A 23,615-nucleotide genomic window follows, 5' to 3' on the forward strand; every position below is an offset into this window, starting at 1 on the left:
TGTGGTTTAAGGCCCCGCGCGCGCGGTTCAAGGAGCGATCGGTGTCTGTGCGGTTCGGCTTGGTGATTTTGGTTGTGCTAGCTCTGGCTGGCTGCGAACGGCCCGCGTCCAAATCAGAGACCAAGCCGGTCGAGGCCGCGCTTCCGATCAAGCCCGCCGCGCCCAGCAAGACCCTGAAGGCCATCAAGGCGCGCGGCGAGTTGCGCTGCGGCGTGAACCCCGCGCTGCCGGGCTTCGCCTTCCAGGACAATGGCGGGCGCTGGCGCGGCTTCAATGTCGACTTCTGCCGCGCCCTGGCCGCCGCGGTGCTGGGCAAGCCCGACAAGGTGACCTTCGTACCGCTGGGCAATGAGGAGCGGATCGCCGCCCTGCGCTCGGGCAAGGTCGACGTCCTGTGGCGCAACACCTCGTGGACCTTCTCGCGCGACGCCGGCGACCAGCTGGACATGGCGGCGATCTCTTATTTCGACGGCCAGGGTTTCCTGGTGCGTCGCAGCCTGAACCTGACCAGCGCCGTAGAGCTCAACACCGCCAAGATCTGCGTCCAGGGCGCCGCCACCTCGTCCCAGAACCTGGAGGACTTCTTCCGCTCGCGCGGCATCGCCTACACGGCCATGGTGTTCGACAGCGAGGAGCAGGCGCGGGCGGCCTACCAGGCCGACAAGTGCGACGCCTTCACCGCCGACATCTCGGCCTTGGCGGCGACGCGGACGCTGATGGACGACCCTGGCGCCCACGTGATCCTGCCCGACGCCATCTCCAAGGAACCGCTGGGCCCGCTGGTGCGCCAGGACGACCCGGCCTGGACCGACATCGTCCGCTGGACCCTCTACGCCCTGGTCCTGGCCGAGGAGCACGGGGTGACCAAGGCCAACGTCAAGGACATGAAGACCGGCGCCGATCCCGAGGCGCGACGACTGCTGGGCGAAGGCGCGTATGGCGCCAAGCTGGGCCTCGACGCCGACTGGGCCGCGCGCGCCATCACGGCCGGCGGCAACTACGGCGAGATCTTCGATCGTGATGTGGGGCAGGGTTCGGCGCTGAAGCTGGACCGGGGCCTGAACGCGCTTTGGAATGCGTCCAAGCCCGGCCTGCTTTACGCGCCACCGATGCGCTAGGTCGCGGGGCCGGTGGCCACGGGCACATCGGCCAGACCGCCCCATTCCGTCCACGAGCCGTCATAGACCGCCGAGCGCGGCTTGCCGAGGCGCGCCAGGGCCAGGGCCACGACCGAGGCGGTGATGCCCGAGCCGCAGGTCGAGACGATCGGCTTGTCGATATCGACGCCGGCCTGTTCGAACACCGTCTTCAACTGGTCGGCGGGCAGCATGGTCGCGTCGGAACCCAGCAGAGCCGACAGCGGGATGTTGCGGGCGCCGGGCATGTGGCCACCGCGCAGGCCGGCGCGGGGCTCGGGATCGCGGCCCTCGAAGCGGCCGGCGGCGCGAGCGTCGATGATCTGTTCCTTGCCGGTCTCGACGATGCCGCGCATCTGGTCGACCGAGCGGTAGATGTCGGCCTGGTAGCGCGGCGTGAAATGGCGCTCTTGCGGCGAGGCCGGGCCGTCTTCGACCGGGCGACCCTCGGCGATCCACTTGGGCAGGCCGCCGTCCAGCACCACCACGTCCTCGTGGCCCATGGCGCGGAAGTGCCACCAGGCGCGGGCGGCCGGCAGGATGCCGATGCTGTCATAGACAACGATGCGCGAGCCGTCGCCCAGACCCAGCTTCTTGACGCGCGAGGAGAACTTGGCCGCCGTCGGGATCATGTGCGGCAGGTCGCTCGTCTCGTCCGAGATGTCCTCGATGTCGAAGAACACCGCGCCGGGGATGTGGACCTTCAGGAACTCCGCGCCCGGATCGCGCTGGGCCGCCGGCATGTGCCACGAGGCGTCGACCACGCGCACGTCCGGGGCGTCGAGATGCTCGGCCAGCCAGGCGGTGGAAACCAGCGGATCGGACGGGATGGCCATGAGGGACGCCTTTCAGATTCGAACTGGGTCGCAGCCTACATCCAAGGCGGGACGGGGAGGCCCTTTTCCGCCAGGAATTCGCGGTTGAACAGCTTGGACTGATACCGCGAGCCGTGGTCGCACAGGATGGTCACGATGGTGTGGCCGGGACCCAGTTCCTTGGCCAGCTTGATGGCGCCGGCGACGTTGATGCCGGTGGAGCCGCCCATGCACAGGCCCTCGTGCTGCACCAGGTCGAAGATCACCTCCAGCATCTCGGTGTCGTCGACGCGGAACGGATAGTCGATGATCAGGTCCTCGAGATTGGCGGTGACCCGACCCTGGCCGATGCCCTCGCTGATCGAGGTCCCTTCGGACTTCAGCTCGCCGTCCTTGTACCAGCTGTAAAGGGCCGCGCCGTACGGGTCGGCCAGGCCGATCTTCACGCCGGGCTTGCGCTCGCGCAGGGCCTGGGCGACCCCGGCCAGGGTGCCGCCCGAGCCGACCGCGCAGATGAAGCCGTCGACCTTGCCGCCGGTCTGCTCGAAGATTTCCGGGCCAGTGGTCTGGTAGTGGGCCTCGCGGTTGGCGACATTGTCGAACTGGTTGGCCCACACGGCGCCAAGTTCTTCAGCCAAGCGCCCGGAATAACGGACATAATTGTCGGGATTGGAGTAGGGGACGGCGTTCACCTCGACCAGCTCGGCGCCCAGCAGGCGGATGGCGTCCTTCTTCTCCTGGCTCTGGGTGCGCGGGATGACGATCGTCGTTTTGTAGCCCAGGGCCGAGGCGACCATGGCCAGGCCGATGCCGGTATTGCCGGCCGTACCCTCGACGATGCGGCCGCCGGGCTTGAGTAGGCCCTTGGCCTCGGCGTCGCGGATGATGCTCAGCGCCGCGCGGTCCTTGACCGACTGACCGGGGTTCATGAACTCGGCCTTGCCCAGGATCTCACAGCCCGTGGCCTCGCTGGCGCGGTTCAGGCGGATCAGCGGGGTGTTTCCAATAGCGTCTAGAACGCTGGGCAGGGCGGTCATGGTCGGCCTTCGAGAGGAGCTTTCGGATGGCTGGTAGATCGTGCGGCGGCCCGCCCGCGCAACCCCAATTTTCCTGAAGGCGGTTTAGCCGTGTCCACAAACCTTGAGCTTGGCCATGGGCTTGGCCAACTATCCACAAGGCATTACCGGAAATACTGAGCTTCAAGGCTAGGTGTTACCCGCGACTGAGACCCAACTGGATCACATTCGTTCGCTCGGTCCGGAAGCCGGCTTCGCAATAGCTCAGATAGAACCGCCACAGCCGGCGGAAACGCTCGTCGAAGCCGTCCTTGCGGATCTCGCTCCAGGCGGCCTCGAAACTGCGCGCCCATTCGGCCAAAGTGTCGGCATAATTCTGGCCGAAGCGCTTGAGATCGCTCCATTCCAGGCCCGCGCGCTCGGTCTCTTCTTTGAGGCGCGCTTCGCTGGGCAGCATGCCGCCCGGGAAGATGTAGCGCTGGATGAAGTCGGTGCGTCCGCGGTAGTGGGTGAAGAGCTCGTCGCGGATGGTGATGATCTGCAGGCCGGCGCGGCCGCCGGGTTTCAGCACGTCGTGGACCTTGCCGAAATAGGCCGGCCAATAGGCCTCGCCGACCGCCTCGAACATCTCGATCGAGGCCACGGCGTCGAACTGGCCGCTGACGTCGCGATAGTCGACGAGCCGGATATCGGCCTTTTCCGAAAGACCCTGTTCGAACAAACGCTTGCGCGCGAAATCGTACTGGGCTTGCGAGATGGTGATGCCGGTGACCTTGGCGTCGACCTCCTTGGCCGCGAACTCGGCGAAGCCGCCCCAGCCGCAGCCGATTTCCAGCACGTGCTTGCCGGGTGAAAGATCGATGGTCCGGGCGAGGGCGGCGTATTTGGCGGTCTGGGCCTCGCGCAGCGGCTGATCCGGGCGCTCGTAGAGGGCCGACGAGTAGGTCATGCTGGGATCGAGCCAACGCGAATAGAAGGCGTTACCCAGATCGTAGTGGGCGTGGATGTTCTTGCGCGAGCCGTCTCGGCTGTTGCGATGAAGAAGGTGGTAGAGAAAGTTGACGACCCGCATGGCCGGGTTGCCGTCCACCAGCGCTGACAGCTTGTCGAAGTTCAGCGAGAACGCCTCGAGCACGGCCGACAGGTCGGGGGTGTCCCACTCGCCGGCCATGAAGCCCTCGGCGAACCCGATGTCGCCGGACGAGAAGGCGCGGCGGACAAAGTTGTAGTCGTGGATCCGGATCGTCGCGGCCGGGCCCGGCTGCCCTCCCGAGATGGTCAGGGGCGCGCCGGTGGGCAGGACGAACGTGATCGAACCGGTTTCCCAGTTGCCGACCGCCACCCGAAGGGCGGTGCGGAAGGCGGCCGGGGCGGCCTTCAGGTCGGGATGGTTCCAGAGCACAGTATCCAAGGCGGGGCCTCGCATCCGGTGACGCGTTTATTAACGCTGTTAACCACCTGATCGTAAAGGCCCGGCACAGCTAGAGGCTCCGATAGGCCTCCATCGCGCGTTCGCGCGCCGCGCCGTGCTCTACGATCGGCTTGCCATAGAGACGTTTGGCGTCGGCCGGCAGATGCAAGGCCCACTCCCACGGCTTGTGGATAACTTCATCGGGAACGTTCGTCAGTTCCGGCACCCAGCGGCGCACATAGACGCCGCGCGGGTCGAACTTCTCGCCCTGGGCGATGGGATTGAAGATGCGGAAATAGGGCGAGGCGTCGGCGCCACTGCCGGCCACCCACTGCCAATTGCCGACATTGTTGGGTAGGTCGGCGTCGACCAACGTGTCCCAGAACCAGGCCTCGCCCTCGCGCCAGTCGACCAGCAGGTGCTTGATCAGGAACGAGGCCACGATCATGCGCACGCGGTTGTGCATGAAGCCGGTGGCCCACAGTTCACGCATGCCAGCGTCGACGATCGGGTAGCCGGTCTCGCCCTTGGTCCAGGCTTCGAAGGCGGCGTGGTCCTTGGCCCACGGAAAGCCGTCGAACTCGGGTTTGAAGTTGCGAGTCAGGAGCTCCGGCCAATGGAACAGGATCGAGTGGTTGAACTCGCGCCAGCCGACCTCGGAGAGGAACTTTTCGACCTCGCCGGCCGGCGCGTCGCCATGCTCGGCGGCGTTGCGGGCGGCCAGCCAGACCTGGCGCGGGCCGATCTCACCGAAATGCAGGTGGGGCGACAGGCCCGACGTGGCTTCGACGCCGGGGATGTCGCGCTTCTCGCCGTAGCCGTCGACGGGCCCCGATAGGAAGTCGTCCAGCCGCTCCAGCGCGCCGGCCTCACCGGGCGTCCAGAGGTCGAAACCTTTGGACCAGTTAGGCTTGGTCGGATGCAGGTTCCAGCCGGACAGGCTTTCGGTACGCGGGAAATGCTCCGGTGATTTCAGCGACTTCGGCGCGGGGTCTACGACGACGTGGGTCAGGTGCTCGCGGGCGGCGCGCCAATAGGGGGTGAAGACCTTGTAGGGCTGCTTGGAGCCGTTCTGGACCGTCCAGGGCTCGTTCAGCAGGCCGGCGTTGAAACTCTGACAATCGACGCCGGCGTCCTTCAGGTCGGCCTTGATCTGGGTGTCGCGGTCGATGCTGGCCTTGTCGTAGAGCCGGTTCCACAGCACGCAGGTCGCGCCGGTGTGTTCGATGATGTCATCCAGCACCTGCGCGGCGACGCCTTTGCGCAGGATGATCTTATTGCCAAGCGTCTCAAGGCTTTCGCCCAGGCTCTTCAGCGACTTGTCCAGCCACCACAGCGAGGCCGCGCCCATCGGACGGATGCCTGGCGTCTCATCAAGGATGTAGAGACAGATCACCGGCCGGCCGCTGTCGGCGGCATGGCGCAGGGCGGGATTGTCAGCTATGCGCAGGTCGTTGCGGAACCAGACGATGATGGCCTTGCTGTCGTCACTGTTCTTCCGCACTTGCACCGTCCTGCCCGAAGGGTCACCTCTTGGGCGCCCGAAGTCCTAATACGCCGGAATACTCGCCTTGGATCAGCCGCAAGCCGTCGCCCCGAATGCCGTTGTCGAGATCAAGACTCCGACCGGCGCGCCCGTCCGCATCGGCAACGGCGAGAAGCTGTCGATCATCGCTGGCCCCTGCCAGATGGAAAGCCGCCAGCACGCGCTGGAAACGGCGCATGCGCTGAAGGAGATGGCCGACCGCCTGGGCGTCGGGCTGATCTACAAGACCTCGTACGACAAGGCCAACCGCACCTCGGCCAATGCGCAGCGCGGCATCGGCCTGCATGACAGCCTGCCGATCTTCCAGGAGATCCGCGAGGTCACCGGCCTGCCGACCCTGACCGACGTTCACGAGACCAGCCACTGCCCGATCGTGGCCGAGGCGGTCGACGTCATCCAGATCCCGGCCTTCCTGTGCCGCCAGACCGACCTGTTGCTGGCGGCCGCCGCGACGGGCCGGGCAATCAATATCAAGAAGGGTCAGTTCCTGGCCCCGTGGGACATGAAGAACGTCATCGCCAAGGTGACCGGCGCGGGCAATCCCAACGTTATGGCCTGCGAGCGCGGCGCCTCGTTCGGCTACAACACCCTGGTCAGCGACATGCGGTCCTTGCCGATCATGAAGGAGATCGGCTGCCCGGTCGTCTTCGACGCGACCCACAGCGTCCAGCAACCGGGCGGGCAGGGCACGTCCTCGGGCGGCCAGCGCGAGTTCGTGCCGGTCCTGGCTCGCGCGGCCGTGGCCGTGGGCGTGGCCTGCGTCTTCATCGAGACTCACCCCGACCCCGACCATGCCCCGTCGGACGGCCCCAACATGGTGCCGATGAGCCAGTTCGAGGCCCTGGTCGGCAACCTGCTGAAGTACGACGCCCTGACCAAGGCGGCCTAAGGCATGAGCCGACGCATCGTTCTCGTCACCGGCGGCGCGGGCTTCATCGGCAGCAACGTCGTCGCCCGGCTCTGCGAGGATCCGGCCCTGGACGTCGTGGTCTGCGACCGCCTGCGCGATGCGGCCAGCGGCAAGTGGCGCAACATCGCCAAGCACCCGATCGCCGATTTCGTCGCCCCCGAGCATCTGTTCGACTGGCTGGCCAAGCGCGGCGCCGAGGTCGAGCTGATCGTCCACATGGGCGCGGTGTCCTCGACCACCGAGCAGGACGCCGACAAGATCGTGCAGTCCAACTTCGTGCTGTCTCGCGATCTGTGGGACTGGTGCGTCCAGCACGGCAAGCGCCTGATCTATGCCTCGTCGGCGGCGACCTATGGCGACGGGACCTTGGGCTTCGAAGGCAAGGACGATCTGGACAGTCTCCAGGCCCTGCGCCCGCTGAACGCCTATGGCTGGTCCAAGGCCCTATTCGACATCTATGCGGTGCGCGAGGCCCATCGCGGCCGCGCGCCCGTGCAGTGGGCGGGCCTGAAGTTCTTCAACGTCTATGGCCCCAACGAGGACCACAAGGGCGGCATGAAGTCGGTCGTGGCCCAGATCTGGCCGCGCGTCGCCGCCGGCGAAGGCGTGAAGCTCTTCAAGTCGCACCATCCCGACTACGAGGACGGCGGCCAGCTGCGTGACTTCGTCTATGTGCGTGACGTGGTCGACGTGATCGCCTGGCTCTCCAAGAGCCCGGCCGTGAACGGCGTCTTCAACCTGGGCTCGGGCCACGCGCGCTCGTTCCGAGACCTGGCCGTGGCGACCTTCGAGGCGGTGAACCGCGAGCCGGACATCACCTATATCGACATGCCCGAGGTGCTGCGCGGCAAGTACCAGTACTACACCCAGGCCGACATGAGCCGCCTGCGGGCCGCCGGCTACAACGCGCCGATGACCTCGCTGGAGGACGGCGTGGCGGACTACGTGGCCGGCTACCTCAACACCGAGGATCCTTTCCGCTGACGTCAGGGCACGGTTGCCGCTCACGGCAGCCGGCGTAGGCTGACCTCTGAGATCGGGCGCAAAGCCCGGCGTCAGGGAGTTGGTCATGGCCGGAATCGCCGCCTGGGGCGCCTATGCGCCGCGTCTGCGCTTGAGCCGCAAGGCTGTGACCGAGGCCAACGCCTGGGTCGCGCCGAACCTGAAGGCCAAGGGCAAGGGCGAACGGTCGATGGCCAATTGGGACGAGGACGCCCTGACCATGGCGGTCGAGGCGGCCCGCGACGCCCTGGGTCCGGGCGATGACCGCGCTCGCATCGACAGCCTCTACTTCGCCTCGACCACCGCGCCGTTCGCCGACCGGCTGAACGCGGGCATCGTCTCGGCGGCCCTGACGCTGGAGAAGTCGATCGCCGCCAGCGACGTCACTGGCTCGCAACGCTGCGGCCTGACGGCGCTGGGCCAGGCGCTGGCGGCCGGCGGAACCTCGCTGGTGGCCGTCGGCGAGCACCGCAAGGCCCGCGCGGTCTCGGCCCAGGAGCTGGACTTCGGCGATGGCGCGGCTGCGTTCGTGGTCACTGACGATCCCGGCGCGGCCGAGCTGTTGGGACGCGGCAGCGTCACCGACGACTTCGTCGATCACTTCCGCGGCGACGACGGCGGCTTCGACTACTACTGGGAGGAGCGCTGGATCCGCGACGAGGGCATCGTCAAGCTCGTCCCGCCGGCGATCCGCAAGGCGCTCGAGGTCGCCGGTCTAAGCGCTTCTGACGTCGACCATTTCTGCTTCCCGTCGACCTTCGCCGGCATGGCCGCGACTCTGGCCAAGTCGGTCGGGATCACGCCCGAGGCCGTGCGCGACAACCTCGCCGCCGTCATGGGGGAAGCCGGCTGCGCGCACGGGCCGATCATGCTGGCCCACGCGCTGGAGGAGGCCAAGGCTGGCGAAGTCATCCTGGTCGCCCAGTTCGGCCAGGGCGCCGAGGCCCTGGTCTTCCGCGCCACCGGCGCCGGCCAACGTCCCGCGCGCGGCGTCACGGGATCCCTGGCCGACCGCCAGGAAGAGACCAACTATCTGAAGTTCCTGACCTTCAACGGCCTGGTCGAGTGGGACAAGGGCATGCGGGCCGAGAAGGACAACAAGACGGCCCTGACCACCCTCTACCGCAACGAGGACATGATCCTGGGCCTGGTCGGCGGCCGTTGCCGCGAGACCGGCGTCGTGCAGTTCCCGCGCACCCGCATATCGGTCGCGCCGAACAACCCCGCCGTCGACACCCAGGAGCCGTATCGCTTCGCCGAGCGCCGCGCGTCGGTGCTCAGCTACTCGGCCGACTACCTGACCTTCTCGATGGCCCCGCCAAACCACTACGGCATGATCGTCTTCGAGGGCGGCGGGCGGATCATGATGGACATCACCGACGTCGCGCCGGGTGACGTCGAGACCGGCCTGCCGGTGCGGATGGTGTTCCGCATCAAGGAGGTCGACGAGAAGCGCGGCTTCGTTCGCTATTTCTGGAAGGCCACGCCCGACCGGGCCGCTGCCTCCACCCAAACCGCTCAAGCCGCCGAATAAGGGAGACCGTCATGCCTCAGGGTATCCGGGACAAGGTCGCCATCCTCGGGATGGGCTGCAGCAAGTTCGGCGAGCGCTGGGACGCCGGCCCCGATGACCTGATGGTCGAGGCCTATCTGGAGGCGATGCAGGACGCGGGCATCGATCAGACCCAGCTGGACGCGGCTTGGTTCTCCACGCACATCGACGAGATCGGCACGGGCAAGGGCGGCACGCCGCTGTCGATCGCCCTGCGCCTGCCCAATATCGCCGTCACCCGGGTCGAGAACTTCTGCGCCTCGGGCTCGGAAGCCTTTCGGGGCGCGGTGTATGCCGTGGCGGCGGGCGCGGCCGACATCGCCCTGGCGGTCGGGGTCGAGAAGCTGAAGGACACCGGCTACGGCGGCCTGCCGGTCGCCAATCCCGGCACGCTCAATCCGCAGGTCATGCCGAACGGCTCGGCCCCCGGCAACTTCGCCCAGCTGGCCAGCGCCTATCGCGCCAAGCACGGCGTCTCCAAGGACGACCTAAAGCGCGCCATCGCCCACGTCTCGGTCAAGAGCCACGCCAACGGCGCCAAGAACCCCAAGGCCCACCTGCGCAAGCCGATCACCGCCGAACAGGCCCTGGCTGCGCCGATGATCGCCGAGCCTTTGGGCCTTTTCGACTGCTGCGGCGTCTCGGACGGCGCAGCGGCGGCGATCGTCACCACGCCCGAGATCGCCCGCAGTCTGGGCAAGCACGACCTGGTCACGGTGAAGGCCCTGCAACTGTCGGTCTCAAACGGTTACGAGAGCCAGTACAACGGCTGGGACGGCAGCCACTTCCACACCGCCCGCATCGCCGCCGGCAAGGCCTACAAGGAGGCCGGCATCGAGCGACCGCGCGAGCAGATCTCGATGATGGAGGTGCATGACTGCTTCTCGATCACCGAGCTGGTGACGATGGAGGACCTGTTTATCTCGCCCGAGGGACAGGGCTGGCGCGACGTGCTGGACGGCTTCTACGACGCCGACGGCGGGGTGCCGTGCCAGATCGACGGTGGCCTGAAGTGCTTCGGCCATCCGATCGGCGCCTCGGGCCTGCGGATGCTGTACGAGATGTACCTGCAGCTGCAAGGCCGCGCGGGCGAGCGGCAGCTGGCCAATCCCGTCTTCGGCATGACCCACAATCTGGGCGGTGCGCCGGCCAGCAATGTCTGTTCGGTGGCCATCATCGGCCAGGAAGGCGCCTAGCGGAAAAGAGGCTTAAAGCCGCTCGACGCTTGGTGTAACCCAGAGGCATGGGCGGTACGGTCAAAGGCTTCAAGCGCTGGATCTTCGGGGGGCTGGCGCTGTTCGTCGCGCTGTTCGTCGCGGCCGCCTTCATCTTCCGCTACGACATCCTCAGCAACGCCCTGGACCCCAAGGTCCCGTTCCTGACCTATCATCCGCCGCCAGCGCCGGACTACGGCAAGCGCGACTCCTGGGCGCTGCTGCCACGCGAAGTCGCGGCGCCGGCCGACCAATCCGTCGACGTCTTCTTCGTCCACCCGACCACCTTCGACGGCGGCCGCGACTGGAACGGCGGCATCGACCAGCCCAAGGCCCAGCGGTTCCTGTCGCGGGTGGTGCTCCCCAACTATGCCGGGCCGTTCCATCGCGTGGGCCGGGTCTTCGCGCCGCGCTATCGCCAGGCCAGCCTCTACACCTACCTGACCCTGCGCGATGACGCCCGCGAGGCGCGGCGCTTCGCCTATGGCGACGTCCTGCAGGCGTTTCGCGCCTATCGTGTCCGTTATGGCCAGGATCGACCGTTCCTCATCGTCGGAGTGGAGCAGGGCGGCTCACTGGCCGCGCGCCTGCTGCGCGAAGAGATCGCCGCCAAGCCGGAACTACGCAGTCGACTGGTCGCGGCCTATCTGATCGAGACCGCCGTGCCGGCCGATGAGTACGCGCCGGACGCCCCGTTGCCGGCCTGCGAGCGCAAGGGCGAGACCGACTGCGTGGCCGCCTGGATCTCGGCCCCCGAGGGCGACTTCCAGCGCGTGCAGGAGCTGATCGGCCGCTCGCTGATCTGGGACCGTTCGGACCAATTGGTGAATCTCGAAGGCCGTGCGCCGCTATGCTTCAATCCGCTGCTGGGCGGTGTTTCGCTGGAGAAGGCCCCGGCGCGGCTGAACCTGGGCGCGACCAACGCCACCGGGCTGGACTGGGGCGCCCGGCCGGCCTTCCTGCAGCGTCAGGTCTCGGCCCGCTGCGAGAACGGCGTGCTGCGCACCAGCAAGCCGAAATCCAGCTCGCTGCGCGACAGCGGCTCGTGGGCCGACCGTCGCAAGGTCGACGCCTACAACCTGTTCTATGCCGACCTCGAAGCCGACGCGCTGGCGCGAGCGGCGGCGATGATCGGCAAGCCGCTAGCCGTCGAGCAGGGCCGCTAGGCCGCCATAGGTCGGCTGGTCGATGGCGATCTGACCGATCGCCGTAGTGCGCAGGTGGGCCAGCAGGGCCGGATCCAGCGGATCGATCGCGCCGTCTCTCAGGGCTTCGCAGAGCTTGGCGTTCAGAGCCGCGTAGTCACCAGTCTCGCCCATCAGTTTCGTGAGCCGCTCGACCGCCTCTGCCTCCAGTCGCGCGCCGTGCTCGGCCTCGCGGGCCAAGGTGGCGCGGGCGTTGTCGGTCACGCGGGCCAGGAAGGCCTGGCGGGCGTTGCCGGGAATGGAGGGTTCGGCCTCGAAGGCGGCGATGGCCTCGTTCAGTTCGGCGGCGGTCGGGTGGGAGATCATGCTGTCTCCATCAGCTTGACCAGGTCGATCTCGGTCTCGCTGGTCCGCCGGCCGATCATGGCGCGTTCGATCGAGCGGTCCTGACCCGTGGCGAAGCTGGAATACATCATCAGGCACATGACGCCCCACTTCAGCGAGCCCAGGGCCTGCCAGAAGCGGACGCGGTCCAGGCTGATGCCGCCGCCATAACCGTCCAGCAGCTCGGCATAGTCGCCAAAGCCGCCGACGGGCTTTCGCCATTCGCCGAAGCGCCAGGAATTGACGCAGATCCAGCCCAGGTCCTCTGCCGGGTCGCCCAGATGGGCCAGCTCCCAGTCCAGCACCCCGACCAGGCCGTCTTCGGGATGGATCATCAGATTGCCGTTCCGAAAGTCGCCGTGGACCAGCACCGGCCGTTCGAGCGGCGGCGGGGCGATGGCCTCTAGCCAGCGGAAGGCGGCCTCCAGGATCGGTCGCCGGGCGCCCAACTGGCGATAGATGGCCTCGTATCGCTCAAGCTCGCCCCGCGCGTCGGAGGTCGCCAGCTCTGGCAAGCCCTCGGTCGGGACGGCGTGGATGCGCGCCAGCACCTCGCCACAGCGTCGGGCGAGGCCTGGGCGCACACCCGCAAAGACCTCGTCGCGCACGATCCGCCGGCCCAGGGTCTCGCCCTGCAGCCGACGCATGACATAGGCCTCGCCCAAGCCGTCGTCGGGATCGCAGACATGGACCACGCTGGGCGTCGGGGCTCCGGCGGCATCCGTCGCCCGGATCAAGGCGGCCTCGGAGGCCAGGGCAAGAGCGGTTTCGCGCATGGCAGCGCCGTCTGGCCGTCGGCGCAGGATCAGCGGCGTCCCATCGTCGAGGTCGAAGGCCCAGGTCTCCAGGCTCGCGCCGCCCGAAAGCCGGCGGGCGTTCACGGCGCCGGTCGCGGTCGGCGACAGGCGCGAAGCGAGGCGGTCGAGGGCGGAGGCGACGTCCATGGAACGAGCTTCCAGCTTTCACCTTACGTCAGGCAAGGGCCTCGCGACTTTACGGCGAGCCCGGCGCGCCTTACGCACTGGGGCTCAACTCTGCTTAGGACCTCCCATGCCTTCCGGCCTTGCCGCGCTGCTCGATGACGTCGCGGCCATCACCAAGATCGCCGCAGCCTCGCTGGACGACGTCGGGGCCGCCGCCGGCAAGGCGGGGACCAAGGCCGTGGGCGTGGTGGTCGACGACGCGGCGGTGACGCCGGGCTACGCCATGGGCTTCACGCCCGACCGCGAGCTGCCGATCGTCTGGAAGATCGCGATGGGCAGCTTGCGCAACAAGCTGCTGTTCCTGCTGCCGGGCGCGCTTCTGTTGTCGGCCTTCGCGCCCTGGGCCGTGACCCCGATCCTGATGGTCGGCGGCGCCTATCTGGCCTTCGAGGCCACCGAAAAGATCCTGGAGGCCTTCACCGCCGAAGCCGAGGGCGAGGCGATCGAGGAGCTGGCGCTGAGCGGTCCCGAGCTCGAGAAGGAAAAGGTCAACGGCGCCATCCGCACCGACCTGATCCTGTCGGGCGAGATCATGGCCATCGCCCTGGCCGAGGTCGCGCACCTGAACTTAGGCATGCAGGCGGCGGCCCTGGCCATCGTCGGCGTCCTGCTGACCGTCGTGGTCTATGGCGCCGTGGCCCTGATCGTGAAGATGGACGACATCGGCCTGCACATGTCGCGTCGCGACAACAAAGGCGCGCAGGCCTTCGGTCGTGGCCTGGTCAAGGCCATGCCGGTGACCATGGAGGCCCTGACCGTGATCGGCACGGCGGCCATGCTGTGGGTCGGCGGCGGCATCATCGTCCACGGCCTGGAGCACTTCCACCTGACGCCGATCCCGCACTGGGTCGAGGGCTTCTCGCACTGGGCGCACGGCGTCCCGGGCATCGGCGCGGTGACCGGCTGGCTGGCCTTCGCCCTGGGGTCGGCCGTGGTCGGCCTGGTGGTCGGCGGCGTGCTGGCCGGTCTGATGCACCTCTGGCATCACCGCAAGGGCGCTGCGGCGCACTAACCCGCTTCGTTCAGCGGCGAAGCCGGCTTCCAGTCGAACAGTTCCTGCATCGTCCGCAGGGCCTGGCCGCGCGGTGACGTGAGGTCCGGATCTCTCGCCAGGATCAGCCGCGCGTCGTCGGCCGCCACGGCGATCAGGTCGCGGTGCGCCACCGGATCGGCCAGGCGGTAAGCGGGGAAGCCGCTCTGCTTGAGGCCTAGCGGGTCGCCGCCGCCGCGTAGTTCCAGGTCCTTCTCGGCGATCTCGAAGCCGTCGTCGCTGCGGCGCAGGATGTCGAGGCGCTGCTGGGCCACTTCCGAGAGCGGCGGATCGTAGAGCAGGACACACGAGCTTTCCCGCGTGCCCCGGCCGACGCGGCCGCGCAACTGGTGCAGCTGGGCCAGGCCGAAGCGATCGGCGTGCTCGATGACCATGATGCTGGCGTTGGGGACATTGACCCCGACCTCGACCACCGTGGTGGCGACCAGCACGCTGACTTCGCCGTCGACGAAGCGCTGCATGACCGCGTCCTTCTCGGCCGGCGGCATCTGGCCATGGACCAGGCCGACGCCGGGTAGGTGCTTGGCAAGGTCAGCGGCACGGTCTTCGGCGGCGCGCAGGTCGACCTTGTCGGACTCCGAGACCAGCGGGCAGATCCAGAAGGCCTGGGCCCCGCTGGCGATGGCGCTGCGCAGACGATCGACGATCTCGGGCACGCGCGGGGTGGGCGCGGCGCGGGTGGCGACGGGCGTGCGGCCGGGCGGCTTCTCGTCGATCCGCGAGACGTCGAGGTCGCCGAAGACGGTGAGTTCCAGGGTGCGCGGGATCGGCGTGGCGGACATGGCCAGCAGGTGGACGCCTTCGCCCTTGTCCTGCAGGCGACGACGCTCGTTGACGCCGAAACGGTGCTGTTCGTCGATGATGGTCAGGGCCAGGCGGTCGAAGACCACGTCGTCCTGGAACAGGGCGTGCGTGCCGACGGCGACCTGGTGGCGACCGTCCGCCAGGGCCAACAGCTTGGCCGAACGGCCGGCGCCCTTGTCACGGCCGGTCAGCAGCACCGGAGACAGGCCCAGGGCCTGGAGCGGCGCGGCGATGGTCTCGAAGTGCTGGCGGGCCAGGATCTCGGTCGGGGCCATCAGGGCCGACTGGAAGCCGGCGCTGGCGGCGTCGGCCATGGCCAGCATGGCCACCACGGTCTTGCCCGAGCCGACGTCGCCTTGCAGCAGCCGGCTCATCCGCTCGCCGGAGGCGAGGTCGCCGCGAATCTCCGAGAGGCTGCGGATCTGGGCGCCGGTCAGCTTGAAGGGCAGGGCCTTCTCGGCGGCGTCCGACAGCGGGCCAGAGGGAATGACCGGGCCTGGCGTCGCGCGTCGCGAGGCCTTGCGCTGGGCCAGGGCCAGCTGGTGGGCCAGCAGTTCGTCATAGGCCAGGCGCCGGCGCGGCCGGGCCAGGGGCGAGATATCGGCCTCGCTGGCCGGGGCGTGCATCGCGGCCAGGGCCTCGCGCCAGCCTGGCAGCTTCTCGCGCTCGCGCCAGGCGGGGTCCTGCCATTCGGGAAGCTCGGGCGTGCGCGCCAGGGCCTCGAGGGCGAACTTGCGGAAGGTGCGCGAGGGCAGGCCGTGGGTGGCGGGGTAGACGGTCTCGATCTGCGGGATCTCGCCGGCCCGCTCCTCGTCGACGATATAGTCGGGGTGAGCCATCTGCAGTTCGGAAGCGTAGCCGTTGGGCCGCTCGACCTTGCCGCTGACCGCGCGGCGGGCGCCCTTGGGGTGCTGGCGCTCCAGATGCGGGCCCTGGCCCTTGAACCAGATCAGCGTGAGAAAGCCCGTGCCGTCCCAGGCCCGTATCTTCCAGGGCTGACTGGGGCGCTGCGACGGGAAATGGGCGTCGATCGTGACGACGAAGGTCTGGACCTGATCCTCGACGGCCTGGTCGACCGTGGTCACCGTCCGCCGGATCAGGCCCGTCGGCGCGGTGAACAGCACGTCCCGCGTGATCGATCCCGCCAGCTTTTCGAGCAGCGGCGCGACACGAGGGCCCACGCCCTTGAGCGTGGACACCGAGGTGAAGAGAGGAAAGAGAATCTCCGGGCGCATTTGACGGGACCTTAGCCGCGTCCGCGCCCGGACAGCAGACCTTAGTCCGCTTTATTCATGATCGGCTGCAGGGCGATCACGATGTCGGAATACTCGTCGGCTCGCGAGGCGCCGGAGACGTTCAGACGCGTGTACAGCCAGGTCGCGCCGTGACGCGAATAGGCCTCGGACCAGCGACCCTTGGAGTCGATCAGGTTGTTGGCCTCGCCCGCATAGATCACGGTCCCCTTGGAATCCACATAGACATAGTTGCCGGCGATCGTGGTGTTGGGATCACCATTCTCAGCCAGCTTATAGCGGTAGACCGCGCCCGAGGCGCCCTTGAGTTCGATATAAGGCTTCACGCTGTCCTCGCCATAAAAGCCACCCGGCGTAGGGCTTTGGATTCAAATGTTTAGAGCGCGTGTGAGCAGCGAGGCCGCCTACGCATTCGCCTTACGCGCTAGCAGGACGTGCAGCGCGCCGTGGGCCAAATTATGGCTGGAGCACACCCGACCTGGCTAGGAACCGACGGGTCCGTTCCTCGCGCGGAGCGGCGAGAAGCTGACGTGATGGTCCTTGCTCCACGATGACGCCGCCGTCCATGAAAATCGTGCGGTCGGCCACATCTCGCGCGAAATCCATCTGGTGAGTGACGATCACCATGGTGCGTTTTTCGGCGGCCAAGTCGCGGATCACGGCCAGCACCTCGCCGACCAGCTCGGGGTCGAGGGCCGAGGTCGGTTCGTCGAACAGGATGACTTCCGGGTCCATGGCCAGGGCGCGCGCGATCGCGCAGCGCTGCTGCTGGCCGCCCGACAGCGCCGCGGGATAGGCGTCGGCGCGGCCCGACAGGCCGACCTTTTCCAGCAGGGCCAGGCCCTTGGCGCGCGCCTGGGCGGGATCGGCCTTGCGGACCACGATCGGCCCTTCGATCACGTTCTCCAGCGCGGTCTTGTGCGGGAAGAGGTTGAAGTTCTGGAAGACGAAGCCGACTCGGCCGTTCAGCGCCTTGGCCAGCGGAACCTTGCCGCCTTGCGTCACGCCCGCGATGGTCAGGTCGCCGGCGTTGAGGGGCTCCAGGCCCGCCAGGCAGCGCAACAGTGTGCTCTTGCCCGAGCCGCTGGGCCCGATGACGGCTACAACCTCGCCGGGGCTCACGGTCAGGTCGACGCCGGCCAGGACGGGGGTGTCGCCGTAGCTCTTCTTCAGGCCCTTAGCCTCGATCGCGCTCATCGGCGGCCCTCCGAGGCGCGGCGCTCGAGGCGCGCCTGCACGGCTGCCAGGATCGTGGACATGATCCAGTAGATGGCCGCCGCGGCCAGGTACATGGTGAAGATCTCGTAGGTCCGTGCGGTGATCAGTTGGGCCTGGCGGAACAGCTCGGGCACCTGGATCGTGGCGGCCAGGGAGGTGTCCTTGACCAGGCCGATGAAGCTGTTGGACAGCGGCGCCACGGCGGTGCGGGCCGCCTGGGGCAGGATCACCCGGCGCAGGGTCTGGCCGCGGCTCATGCCCAGCACGCTGGCGGCCTCCCACTGGCCCTTGTCGACGGCGGCGATGGCGCTGCGCAGGATTTCGGAAGCGTAGGCGGCGACGTTCAGCGAGAAGCCGATGCCGGCGGCGACCAGCGGCGGCATCTCCAGCCCGAACTGCGGCAGGCCGTAATAGATCAGGAACAGCTGGACCAGGAGCGGCGTGCCCCGGAAGGCCGAGACATAGACGCCAGCCGGCCAGCGCAACAGCGGCGAGCGCGACAGCCGCATCAGGGCCAAGCCAAAGCCCAGCACGACGCCGACGCCCATGCCGATGACGCTGAGCAGCACCGTGTAGCCGGCGCCCTTGGCCAGCAACGGCGCCGACTGGCGCAGAAGGTCGAGACCCGTCTCCATGAGGAACCTAGTGCGTCACGTCCTGGCCGAACCACTGCTGCGAGATGGCGGCCAGCTTGCCGTCGGCGCGCAGGGCGTTGATCGCCTGGTCGATCACGACCTTCAGGCCCGGATCCTTCTTCATCGCCACGCCCGCGCCCTGGGCCGCGAACGGCGGGCCCGAGGCGACGAATTCCGGCGAGGTCTTGATGAAGTCGGCGGCGACCAGGCGATCGTTCAGCACCGCGTCGGTGCGGCCCGCCCGCAGGTCCTGGTACTTGGTGGGATCGTCGTCATAGGTGCGCACGTCGGCGGTCGGCACGTTGGCGCGGATCCACTGCTCGTAGTTGGTGCCCAAGCCCACGCCGACCTTCTTGCCGGCCAGGTCCTCGGGCTTGTCCAGGCCCGGCTTGTCCTTGAGCTTGATGATCTGGATGCCCGACACCGTGTAGGGCTCGGAGAAGTCGTACTTGGCCTGCCGGTCGGGGGTGATGGTGATCTGGTTGATCACCACGTCGACGCGGCCCGATTCCAATGCGCCCAGCAGGCCGGCGAACGGTGCGGGGCTGAACTCGGCCTTCAGGCCCAGCTGGGCGGCCAGGGCCTTGGCGAAATCGACCTCGAATCCGGCCAGCTGGCCAGCCTTGTCCTGGAAGTTGAACGGCGGATAGGTGCCTTCCAGGCCAACGCGCAGCACGCCGGAGGCCTTGATGCGGTCCCAGCTGCTGCCGGCGGCTTCCGGCTTCTTGCCGCAGGCGGCCAGGAGGGCAAGGCCGAGACCGGCGACGACGGCGCGGCGGGCAGGGAATCGCATCGGACGACCTTCAGACGAAACAATCCCGCGCAGTTCTATACGCGCGAGCGCGGTTCGCCATCCCTGAACGTCGCCCTGTCGGCCGCCTACGGAGCATGAGCACGATTTAAGCTGCGCCGAGCGCGGACTTGGGGCTAGCTCATCAGCTCAATCTCCGGGGGAGGGGACCCATGGCTCAATCTTTCGATCCGGCGGCCGCGACGGCCGCCTATCTGGCGCAGCTGCCGCCTGACGCGCACGTCAAGGCGCAGCACTACACCCAGGGCGGCCACTGGCTGCTGCTGTGGGGCTTCGTCGTCTCAGTGCTGGTCGCCTGGATCATCATCCGCACGGGCGTGCTGACCCGGCTGCAGCAGGGCGTCGAGAAGAAGAAGGCGCGGCCGTTCCTGGCCAGCCTGGTCGTGGCGTCGGTCTATGTCGCCGTCAGCTGGGTGCTGGAGCTGCCCTGGTCGGTCTATGCCGATTGGTGGCGGCAGAAGCAGTACGGTCTGACCAGCCAGGCGTTCGGCGGGTGGCTGGGCGAGAACCTGATGGCGACCGCGATCTCGATCGTCTTCACGGCGCTGTTCCTGGCGCTGCTGTACCTGCTGATCCGCAAGGCGCGCCGCCTGTGGTGGCTGTGGGCCGGCGGACTGACGGCGGGCTTCATCATCTTCGGCATGCTGATCGCGCCGATCTATATCGAGCCGCTGTTCAACAAGTACACGCCCGCGCCGCCCGGACCGGTCCGCGACGAGGTGGTGGCCATGGCCAAGCAGGTCGGCATCCCGCACGACAAGATCTTCGTCTATGACGGCTCCAGGCAGTCTAACGCCTATACCGCCAACGTCTCGGGCCTGGGCGGCTCGGCGCGGGTGGCGATGAGCGACGTGATGTTCAAGAAGGGCGCGGACATCGCCGAGGTGCGCGGTGTCGTGGGCCACGAGATGGGTCACTACGCCCACCAGCACAGCCTGTGGATCACCGGCATTTTCGCCGTGCTGGCGATCGTCGCCTTCTTCATCGCTGACCGGGTGTTCCCGTGGTTCGCCACGGTCCTCAACGCCAAGGGCGTGACCGGCATCGCCGACCCGGCCGGCCTGCCGGTGCTGGCGGTGATCATGGCGGTGCTGGGCCTGCTGGGCGGGCCGATCACCAACACCCTGGTCCGAGAGGTCGAGAGCGACGCCGACCGCTACAGCCTGGTCCACTTCAACGAGCCCGACGGCCTGGCCAAGGCCCTGGTCAAGACCATCGAGTACCGCGCCGCCACGCCGTCCAAGCTCGAAGAGGTGCTGTTCTACGACCACCCGGCGGTGAGTGTGCGGGTGCGCCGGGCCCTGGACTGGAAGGCGGCGCATCCGAAGGGATAGGCGCGAAAAAGCCCCGCGCTTTCGGGCGCGGGGCTCGCTTTCGTTCTGGCCCGGAGCGCCTAGCGCTTGCGCACAAACACCGTACCGGCCGAGTAACCCGCCCCGAAGCTACAGATCAGGCCCGTCTCGCCGGCCGCGAAGTCGTCATTGGCGGTGTGGAAGGCGATGATCGAGCCGGCCGAGCTGGTGTTGGCGTACTCGTCCAGGATGATGACGTTCTCACCCGGCGCCGGATCGCGACCCAGCACCTTGCGGCCGATCATCTCGTTCATGTTGATGTTGGCCTGATGGAGCCACAGGCGCTTCAGGCCCGTCGGGTCGATGCCCAAATCGCCGGCGTGCTCGACGATCATCTCGCTGACCATCGGCACCACCTCGCGGAACACCTTGCGACCTTCCTGGACGAACAGCTTGTCGCGCGCGCCTTCGCCTTCCGGGGCGGCGCGGTTCAGGAAGCCGAAGTTGTTGCGGATGTTGTTGGAGAACTGGGTCTTCAGGCGCGTGCCCAGGATCTCCCAGCCGCCTTCGGCCTGCGAAGCGTCCTCGACGATCACGGCCGTGGCCACGTCGCCGAAGATGAAGTGGCTGTCGCGATCCTTGAAGTTCAGGTGGCCCGAGCAGATCTCGGGATTGACCATCAGCACGGCCTTGGCGCTGCCGGTCGTCACGAAGTCGGCGGCGGTCTTGATGCCGAAGGTGGCCGACGAGCACGCGACGTTCATGTCGAAGGCGAAGCCCTCGATGCCCAGGGCCTGCTGGATCTCGATCGCCATGGCCGGGTAAGGGCGCTGCATGTTCGAGGCGGCGCAGATCACCGCGCCGATCTCGGAGACGGGCTTGCCCCAGCGTTCGATCGCCTGCTTGGCGGCCTCGACGGCCATCTCGGCCAGGATCGAGAGTTCGTCGTTGCTGCGCTCGGGGATGATCGGGCGCATCAGGTCGGGATCGATGATGCCGTCCTTGTTCATGACGAAGCGCGACTTGATGCCCGAGGCCTTCTCGATGAACTCGGGCGAGGACGGAGCCAGGGCGACCACGTCGCCAGCCGCGATGGCCTCGGCATTGGCGGTGTTGAAGCGCTCGACAAAGCTGTTGAAGGCCTCGACCAGCTCGGTGTTGGAAATGCTGTGGGGCGGGGTGAACAGCCCCGTGGCGGCGATGACGGCTTGCGGCAAGACGGCGGTCCCGATGATACGCGCGAGCCTCGTCCACTGAGAGCGGGCCCGCGTTCTGACGCTTGTTTGAACCCGTAGATAACACGGAAGCCGACGCCGTCATCCCCCGTGACTTTTCGGCAACGACACGCAACAGCCTCAAACCGGACCGTGAACCGCCCCATGCCCGCCGCGTTATCCGCCTAGCCCTAGGCTGGCTGAGGGAGCTGAAGACTACGAGTAGAATTGGAGTACAAGAATGAAGACTCTCATCGCCACTACCCTGATCGCCGGTTCGGTTCTCGCGGTCCCGTTCGTTGCACAAGCCCAGAATTCGACCGAGGTCTATGGTTCGGTGAACTATGGTCAAACTCGGACGCGCGGCGCCGACACCGGCGCTATTCAAGGGCGCGTAGGCGCCAAGTTTACGCCTAATTTTGGCGTCGAGGCCGAGGTGGCCGGCGGCGTCGACGGCGACAAGACCTACACGCCCGGCGGTCCGGCCAATGTGAAGATGGAACACCAGGCCGCCGCCTATGCCGTCGGCTTCCTGCCGGTGACCCCCAATCTCGATCTGATCGGTCGCGTCGGCTACGGCACGACCAAGTTCGAGACCAAGAATCCGGCCGCCACGGAATTCGACGGCAGCCGCGACAGCTGGAACTACGGCGTGGGCGCCGAGTACAAGCTGGACGACAAGAACGGCATCCGCGCCGACTACACCAAGTCGGAATATACCAAGAGCGATCTCAGCTCGAACACGATGTCGGTGGGTTACGTCCGCCGCTTCTGACGCGGTCCCTTAAGACCTGACAGCGGCGCGCCTCGCGAGGGGCGCGCCGTTTTCGCGCCTTGACGACAGCCCCGCGCCCGGCAATCTAAACGGCAATAAGTTACGGGGGGATGCGTCGGTCTTGGACAAGGCGCTGTTGATTCAGTTGGGCGGCTCGATCACGGCCGTCGCTTTGCTTGTGGCGTTCGCGGCGTGGCTGGGGGTGGCGAGGGCGACCCCGCCGCTCGACGCTGAGTCGGCCAAGGCGCTGCTGGATCTGGAATTCCCCGATCACAAACCGGACGCCGTCTGGATCGCCGCCGACGGCGCCGCTCTGATCGCCCGCGAGGGCGCTCTGGCGCTGGTGCTGTACCGGCGCGGCGACGGCTATGTCGCCCGCGACCTGCCGTGGAGCGCGGTCGCCGCCCTGAAGCCGACCAACGGCCGGCTGACCCTGCGCCTGTCCGACGCCCGTCCCGTGTTCGCCGTCAATGACGACGCCTGGCCGCCGAAAGAGCTCGCCTGATGCTGAAAGCCGCCTTCGATCCCGTCCAGCTGGCCATCCCGTTCTTCGTGCTGGCCATCGTGCTGGAGATCCTGCTGGGGCGCTTTGGCAAGGCCAAGGCCAACTACGAGACGCGCGATACGGCGATGTCGCTGTCGATGGGGTTCGGCAGCACCGTCGCCGGCCTGCTGTTCGGCGGGGTGATCTTCGCCTTGACGGTCTGGGTCTGGAACCACCGGATCTTCACGATCCCGATGACCGCGATCTGGGCGTGGGTCGTACTGTTCCTGCTGGAGGACCTGACCTACTACTGGTTCCACCGCCTGGCGCACGAGCGCCGTGTCTGGTGGGCCAGTCACGTCAACCACCACACCTCGACCCACTACAACCTGTCGACCGCCCTGCGGCAGACCTGGACCGGCGGCGTCGCCGGCACCTGGCTTTTGTGGCTGCCGCTGACCTTCCTGGGCTTCCCGCCGGCCATGGTGGCGATCCAGAAGGGGATCAGCCTTGTCTACCAGTTCTGGATCCACACCGAGGCGATCAAACGCATGCCGCGCTGGTTCGAGGCGGTGTTCAACACGCCCTCGCATCACCGGGTGCACCACGCTCGCAACGCCCGTTATCTGGACGCCAACTACGCCGGCATCCTGATCATCTGGGACAAGATGTTCGGCACCTTCATCCCCGAGGTCGACGAGGAGCCCTGCCGCTACGGCACGGTCAAGAACCTGGGCAATTTCAACATCCTGCACAATGTCTTCCACGAGTGGATCGGCATCGCCAAGGACGTGGCCGCCTCGCCGCGTCACGCTCTGGGCTACATCTTCGGTCCGCCCGGCTGGAGCCATGACGGTTCGCGCGACACCTCCCACACGCTGAAGGCCAAGTGGCGAGCGCGGATCGAGGCAGGCGAGGGCGCGCCGCCGCAATAAAGCCTCGCTGTGGCGCGCTGATCCTGGGT

At 67.5% G+C, this 23,615-nt stretch carries 23 protein-coding genes; 11 read left to right on the forward strand and 12 right to left on the reverse strand.

Translation table 11 applies throughout. From position 1 onward, the window contains the following. The first annotated feature begins 74 nt into the window (after window positions 1-74). Window positions 75-1,118, forward strand: a complete 1,044-nt coding sequence (locus AC1RRR_RS03300; RefSeq protein ID WP_492810543.1) for an amino acid ABC transporter substrate-binding protein — start codon at window positions 75-77, stop codon at window positions 1,116-1,118. Here AC1RRR_RS03300 and sseA read toward each other — a convergent pair. The 4 genes from sseA to AC1RRR_RS03320 all read right to left on the reverse strand — a co-directional run bounded on the left by sseA (window position 1,115) and on the right by AC1RRR_RS03320 (window position 5,888). Then, a complete protein-coding gene (sseA, locus tag AC1RRR_RS03305; RefSeq protein WP_492810545.1) occupies window positions 1,115-1,972 on the reverse strand; it encodes a 3-mercaptopyruvate sulfurtransferase in 858 nt (285 codons plus the stop codon). The genes AC1RRR_RS03300 and sseA overlap by 4 nt on opposite strands. Before the next feature lie 35 nt (window positions 1,973-2,007). After that, window positions 2,008-2,988, reverse strand: coding sequence for a cysteine synthase A (locus AC1RRR_RS03310; RefSeq protein WP_492810546.1), 981 nt, complete (start codon window positions 2,986-2,988; stop codon window positions 2,008-2,010). 175 nt (window positions 2,989-3,163) lie between these two features. Then, the gene (locus tag AC1RRR_RS03315) at window positions 3,164-4,393 is read right to left on the reverse strand and encodes a class I SAM-dependent methyltransferase (protein ID WP_492810547.1); all 1,230 of its coding nucleotides are present in this window, start codon (window positions 4,391-4,393) and stop codon (window positions 3,164-3,166) included. A 55-nt stretch (window positions 4,394-4,448) separates the two neighbouring features. After that, window positions 4,449-5,888, reverse strand: a complete 1,440-nt coding sequence (locus AC1RRR_RS03320) for a cryptochrome/photolyase family protein (protein ID WP_492810548.1) — start codon at window positions 5,886-5,888, stop codon at window positions 4,449-4,451. Window positions 5,889-5,949: 61 nt separating this feature from the next. Here AC1RRR_RS03320 and kdsA point away from each other — a divergent pair, with 61 nt between their 5' ends. The 5 genes from kdsA (at window position 5,950) to AC1RRR_RS03345 (ending at window position 11,768) form a co-directional block, all read left to right on the forward strand. Further along, entirely contained in the window at window positions 5,950-6,813 is an 864-nt protein-coding gene (gene kdsA, locus AC1RRR_RS03325; RefSeq protein ID WP_492810549.1) for a 3-deoxy-8-phosphooctulonate synthase, read from the forward strand. Window positions 6,814-6,816: 3 nt separating this feature from the next. Further along, complete coding sequence (gene rfaD, locus AC1RRR_RS03330; RefSeq protein WP_492810551.1) at window positions 6,817-7,818, forward strand: ADP-glyceromanno-heptose 6-epimerase; 1,002 nt, start codon at window positions 6,817-6,819, stop codon at window positions 7,816-7,818. Window positions 7,819-7,903: 85 nt separating this feature from the next. After that, a complete protein-coding gene (locus AC1RRR_RS03335) occupies window positions 7,904-9,370 on the forward strand; it encodes an OB-fold domain-containing protein (RefSeq protein WP_492810553.1) in 1,467 nt (488 codons plus the stop codon). Between the two features lie 11 nt (window positions 9,371-9,381). Further along, window positions 9,382-10,584, forward strand: coding sequence for an acetyl-CoA acetyltransferase (locus AC1RRR_RS03340; RefSeq protein ID WP_492810555.1), 1,203 nt, complete (start codon window positions 9,382-9,384; stop codon window positions 10,582-10,584). A gap of 47 nt (window positions 10,585-10,631) precedes the next feature. Then, window positions 10,632-11,768, forward strand: a complete 1,137-nt coding sequence (locus AC1RRR_RS03345; RefSeq protein WP_492810557.1) for a DUF3089 domain-containing protein — start codon at window positions 10,632-10,634, stop codon at window positions 11,766-11,768. Here the strand turns inward: AC1RRR_RS03345 and AC1RRR_RS03350 are convergent. Together AC1RRR_RS03350 and AC1RRR_RS03355 are read right to left on the reverse strand one after the other, a co-directional pair. Beyond that, on the reverse strand, window positions 11,745-12,113 hold the full coding sequence (locus tag AC1RRR_RS03350; RefSeq protein WP_492810559.1) for a DUF6285 domain-containing protein: 369 nt from the start codon (window positions 12,111-12,113) through the stop codon (window positions 11,745-11,747). The two genes, AC1RRR_RS03345 and AC1RRR_RS03350, sit on opposite strands and share 24 nt — an antisense overlap. Then, entirely contained in the window at window positions 12,110-13,075 is a 966-nt protein-coding gene (locus tag AC1RRR_RS03355; RefSeq protein WP_492810560.1) for a phosphotransferase family protein, read from the reverse strand. Before AC1RRR_RS03355 ends, AC1RRR_RS03350 begins: the two co-directional genes overlap by 4 nt. Before the next feature lie 106 nt (window positions 13,076-13,181). Here AC1RRR_RS03355 and AC1RRR_RS03360 point away from each other — a divergent pair, with 106 nt between their 5' ends. Further along, window positions 13,182-14,126 (forward strand): DUF808 domain-containing protein, encoded by a 945-nt coding sequence (locus AC1RRR_RS03360; RefSeq protein ID WP_492810562.1) that lies wholly within the window; start codon window positions 13,182-13,184, stop codon window positions 14,124-14,126. Here the strand turns inward: AC1RRR_RS03360 and recG are convergent. From recG to tcyJ, 5 genes are all read right to left on the reverse strand, one after another. Beyond that, window positions 14,123-16,204, reverse strand: coding sequence for an ATP-dependent DNA helicase RecG (gene recG / locus AC1RRR_RS03365; RefSeq protein ID WP_492810564.1), 2,082 nt, complete (start codon window positions 16,202-16,204; stop codon window positions 14,123-14,125). The genes AC1RRR_RS03360 and recG overlap by 4 nt on opposite strands. Window positions 16,205-16,245: 41 nt before the next feature. After that, window positions 16,246-16,548 carry a hypothetical protein gene (locus AC1RRR_RS03370; RefSeq protein WP_291874127.1) on the reverse strand — a complete coding sequence of 101 codons (303 nt, stop codon included), beginning with the start codon at window positions 16,546-16,548 and terminating at the stop codon, window positions 16,246-16,248. Between the two features lie 130 nt (window positions 16,549-16,678). After that, a complete protein-coding gene (locus AC1RRR_RS03375) occupies window positions 16,679-17,419 on the reverse strand; it encodes an amino acid ABC transporter ATP-binding protein (RefSeq protein WP_492810566.1) in 741 nt (246 codons plus the stop codon). Beyond that, window positions 17,416-18,075 carry a cystine ABC transporter permease gene (tcyL, locus tag AC1RRR_RS03380; RefSeq protein ID WP_492810568.1) on the reverse strand — a complete coding sequence of 220 codons (660 nt, stop codon included), beginning with the start codon at window positions 18,073-18,075 and terminating at the stop codon, window positions 17,416-17,418. Before tcyL ends, AC1RRR_RS03375 begins: the two co-directional genes overlap by 4 nt. Window positions 18,076-18,082: 7 nt before the next feature. Beyond that, complete coding sequence (gene tcyJ, locus AC1RRR_RS03385; RefSeq protein WP_492810570.1) at window positions 18,083-18,868, reverse strand: cystine ABC transporter substrate-binding protein; 786 nt, start codon at window positions 18,866-18,868, stop codon at window positions 18,083-18,085. 170 nt (window positions 18,869-19,038) lie between these two features. On the opposite strand from tcyJ, the gene AC1RRR_RS03390 reads away from it, so the two are divergent. Further along, the gene (locus AC1RRR_RS03390; RefSeq protein WP_492810572.1) at window positions 19,039-20,220 is read left to right on the forward strand and encodes a M48 family metalloprotease; all 1,182 of its coding nucleotides are present in this window, start codon (window positions 19,039-19,041) and stop codon (window positions 20,218-20,220) included. 59 nt (window positions 20,221-20,279) lie between these two features. Here AC1RRR_RS03390 and AC1RRR_RS03395 read toward each other — a convergent pair whose 3' ends face one another. Next, a complete protein-coding gene (locus tag AC1RRR_RS03395) occupies window positions 20,280-21,395 on the reverse strand; it encodes a beta-ketoacyl-ACP synthase III (protein WP_492810574.1) in 1,116 nt (371 codons plus the stop codon). A gap of 238 nt (window positions 21,396-21,633) precedes the next feature. On the opposite strand from AC1RRR_RS03395, the gene AC1RRR_RS03400 reads away from it, so the two are divergent. The 3 genes from AC1RRR_RS03400 (at window position 21,634) to AC1RRR_RS03410 (ending at window position 23,586) form a co-directional block, all read left to right on the forward strand. Then, window positions 21,634-22,167, forward strand: coding sequence for a porin family protein (locus tag AC1RRR_RS03400; RefSeq protein WP_492810576.1), 534 nt, complete (start codon window positions 21,634-21,636; stop codon window positions 22,165-22,167). A gap of 121 nt (window positions 22,168-22,288) precedes the next feature. Then, complete coding sequence (locus tag AC1RRR_RS03405) at window positions 22,289-22,672, forward strand: hypothetical protein (protein ID WP_492810577.1); 384 nt, start codon at window positions 22,289-22,291, stop codon at window positions 22,670-22,672. Then, window positions 22,672-23,586 carry a sterol desaturase family protein gene (locus tag AC1RRR_RS03410; RefSeq protein ID WP_492810579.1) on the forward strand — a complete coding sequence of 305 codons (915 nt, stop codon included), beginning with the start codon at window positions 22,672-22,674 and terminating at the stop codon, window positions 23,584-23,586. Before AC1RRR_RS03405 ends, AC1RRR_RS03410 begins: the two co-directional genes overlap by 1 nt. Window positions 23,587-23,615: the final 29 nt, after the last annotated feature.

It is taken from the genome of Caulobacter sp. GW821-FHT12D05 (assembly GCF_058807295.1).

Excerpts from the sequence above, each read along its gene's own strand:
- sseA (WP_492810545.1), bottom strand. The coding sequence starts at position 1,972 with ATGGCCATCCCGTCCGATCCGCTGGTTTCCACCGCCTGGCTGGCCGAG.
- AC1RRR_RS03310 (WP_492810546.1), bottom strand. The coding sequence starts at position 2,988 with ATGACCGCCCTGCCCAGCGTTCTAGACGCTATTGGAAACACCCCGCTG.
- AC1RRR_RS03315 (WP_492810547.1), bottom strand. The coding sequence starts at position 4,393 with ATGCGAGGCCCCGCCTTGGATACTGTGCTCTGGAACCATCCCGACCTG.
- rfaD (WP_492810551.1), top strand. The coding sequence starts at position 6,817 with ATGAGCCGACGCATCGTTCTCGTCACCGGCGGCGCGGGCTTCATCGGC.
- AC1RRR_RS03335 (WP_492810553.1), top strand. The coding sequence starts at position 7,904 with ATGGCCGGAATCGCCGCCTGGGGCGCCTATGCGCCGCGTCTGCGCTTG.
- AC1RRR_RS03340 (WP_492810555.1), top strand. The coding sequence starts at position 9,382 with ATGCCTCAGGGTATCCGGGACAAGGTCGCCATCCTCGGGATGGGCTGC.
- AC1RRR_RS03345 (WP_492810557.1), top strand. The coding sequence starts at position 10,632 with ATGGGCGGTACGGTCAAAGGCTTCAAGCGCTGGATCTTCGGGGGGCTG.
- AC1RRR_RS03350 (WP_492810559.1), bottom strand. The coding sequence starts at position 12,113 with ATGATCTCCCACCCGACCGCCGCCGAACTGAACGAGGCCATCGCCGCC.
- AC1RRR_RS03355 (WP_492810560.1), bottom strand. The coding sequence starts at position 13,075 with ATGGACGTCGCCTCCGCCCTCGACCGCCTCGCTTCGCGCCTGTCGCCG.
- AC1RRR_RS03360 (WP_492810562.1), top strand. The coding sequence starts at position 13,182 with ATGCCTTCCGGCCTTGCCGCGCTGCTCGATGACGTCGCGGCCATCACC.
- recG (WP_492810564.1), bottom strand. The coding sequence starts at position 16,204 with ATGCGCCCGGAGATTCTCTTTCCTCTCTTCACCTCGGTGTCCACGCTC.
- AC1RRR_RS03375 (WP_492810566.1), bottom strand. The coding sequence starts at position 17,419 with ATGAGCGCGATCGAGGCTAAGGGCCTGAAGAAGAGCTACGGCGACACC.
- tcyL (WP_492810568.1), bottom strand. The coding sequence starts at position 18,075 with ATGGAGACGGGTCTCGACCTTCTGCGCCAGTCGGCGCCGTTGCTGGCC.
- tcyJ (WP_492810570.1), bottom strand. The coding sequence starts at position 18,868 with ATGCGATTCCCTGCCCGCCGCGCCGTCGTCGCCGGTCTCGGCCTTGCC.
- AC1RRR_RS03390 (WP_492810572.1), top strand. The coding sequence starts at position 19,039 with ATGGCTCAATCTTTCGATCCGGCGGCCGCGACGGCCGCCTATCTGGCG.
- AC1RRR_RS03400 (WP_492810576.1), top strand. The coding sequence starts at position 21,634 with ATGAAGACTCTCATCGCCACTACCCTGATCGCCGGTTCGGTTCTCGCG.
- AC1RRR_RS03410 (WP_492810579.1), top strand. The coding sequence starts at position 22,672 with ATGCTGAAAGCCGCCTTCGATCCCGTCCAGCTGGCCATCCCGTTCTTC.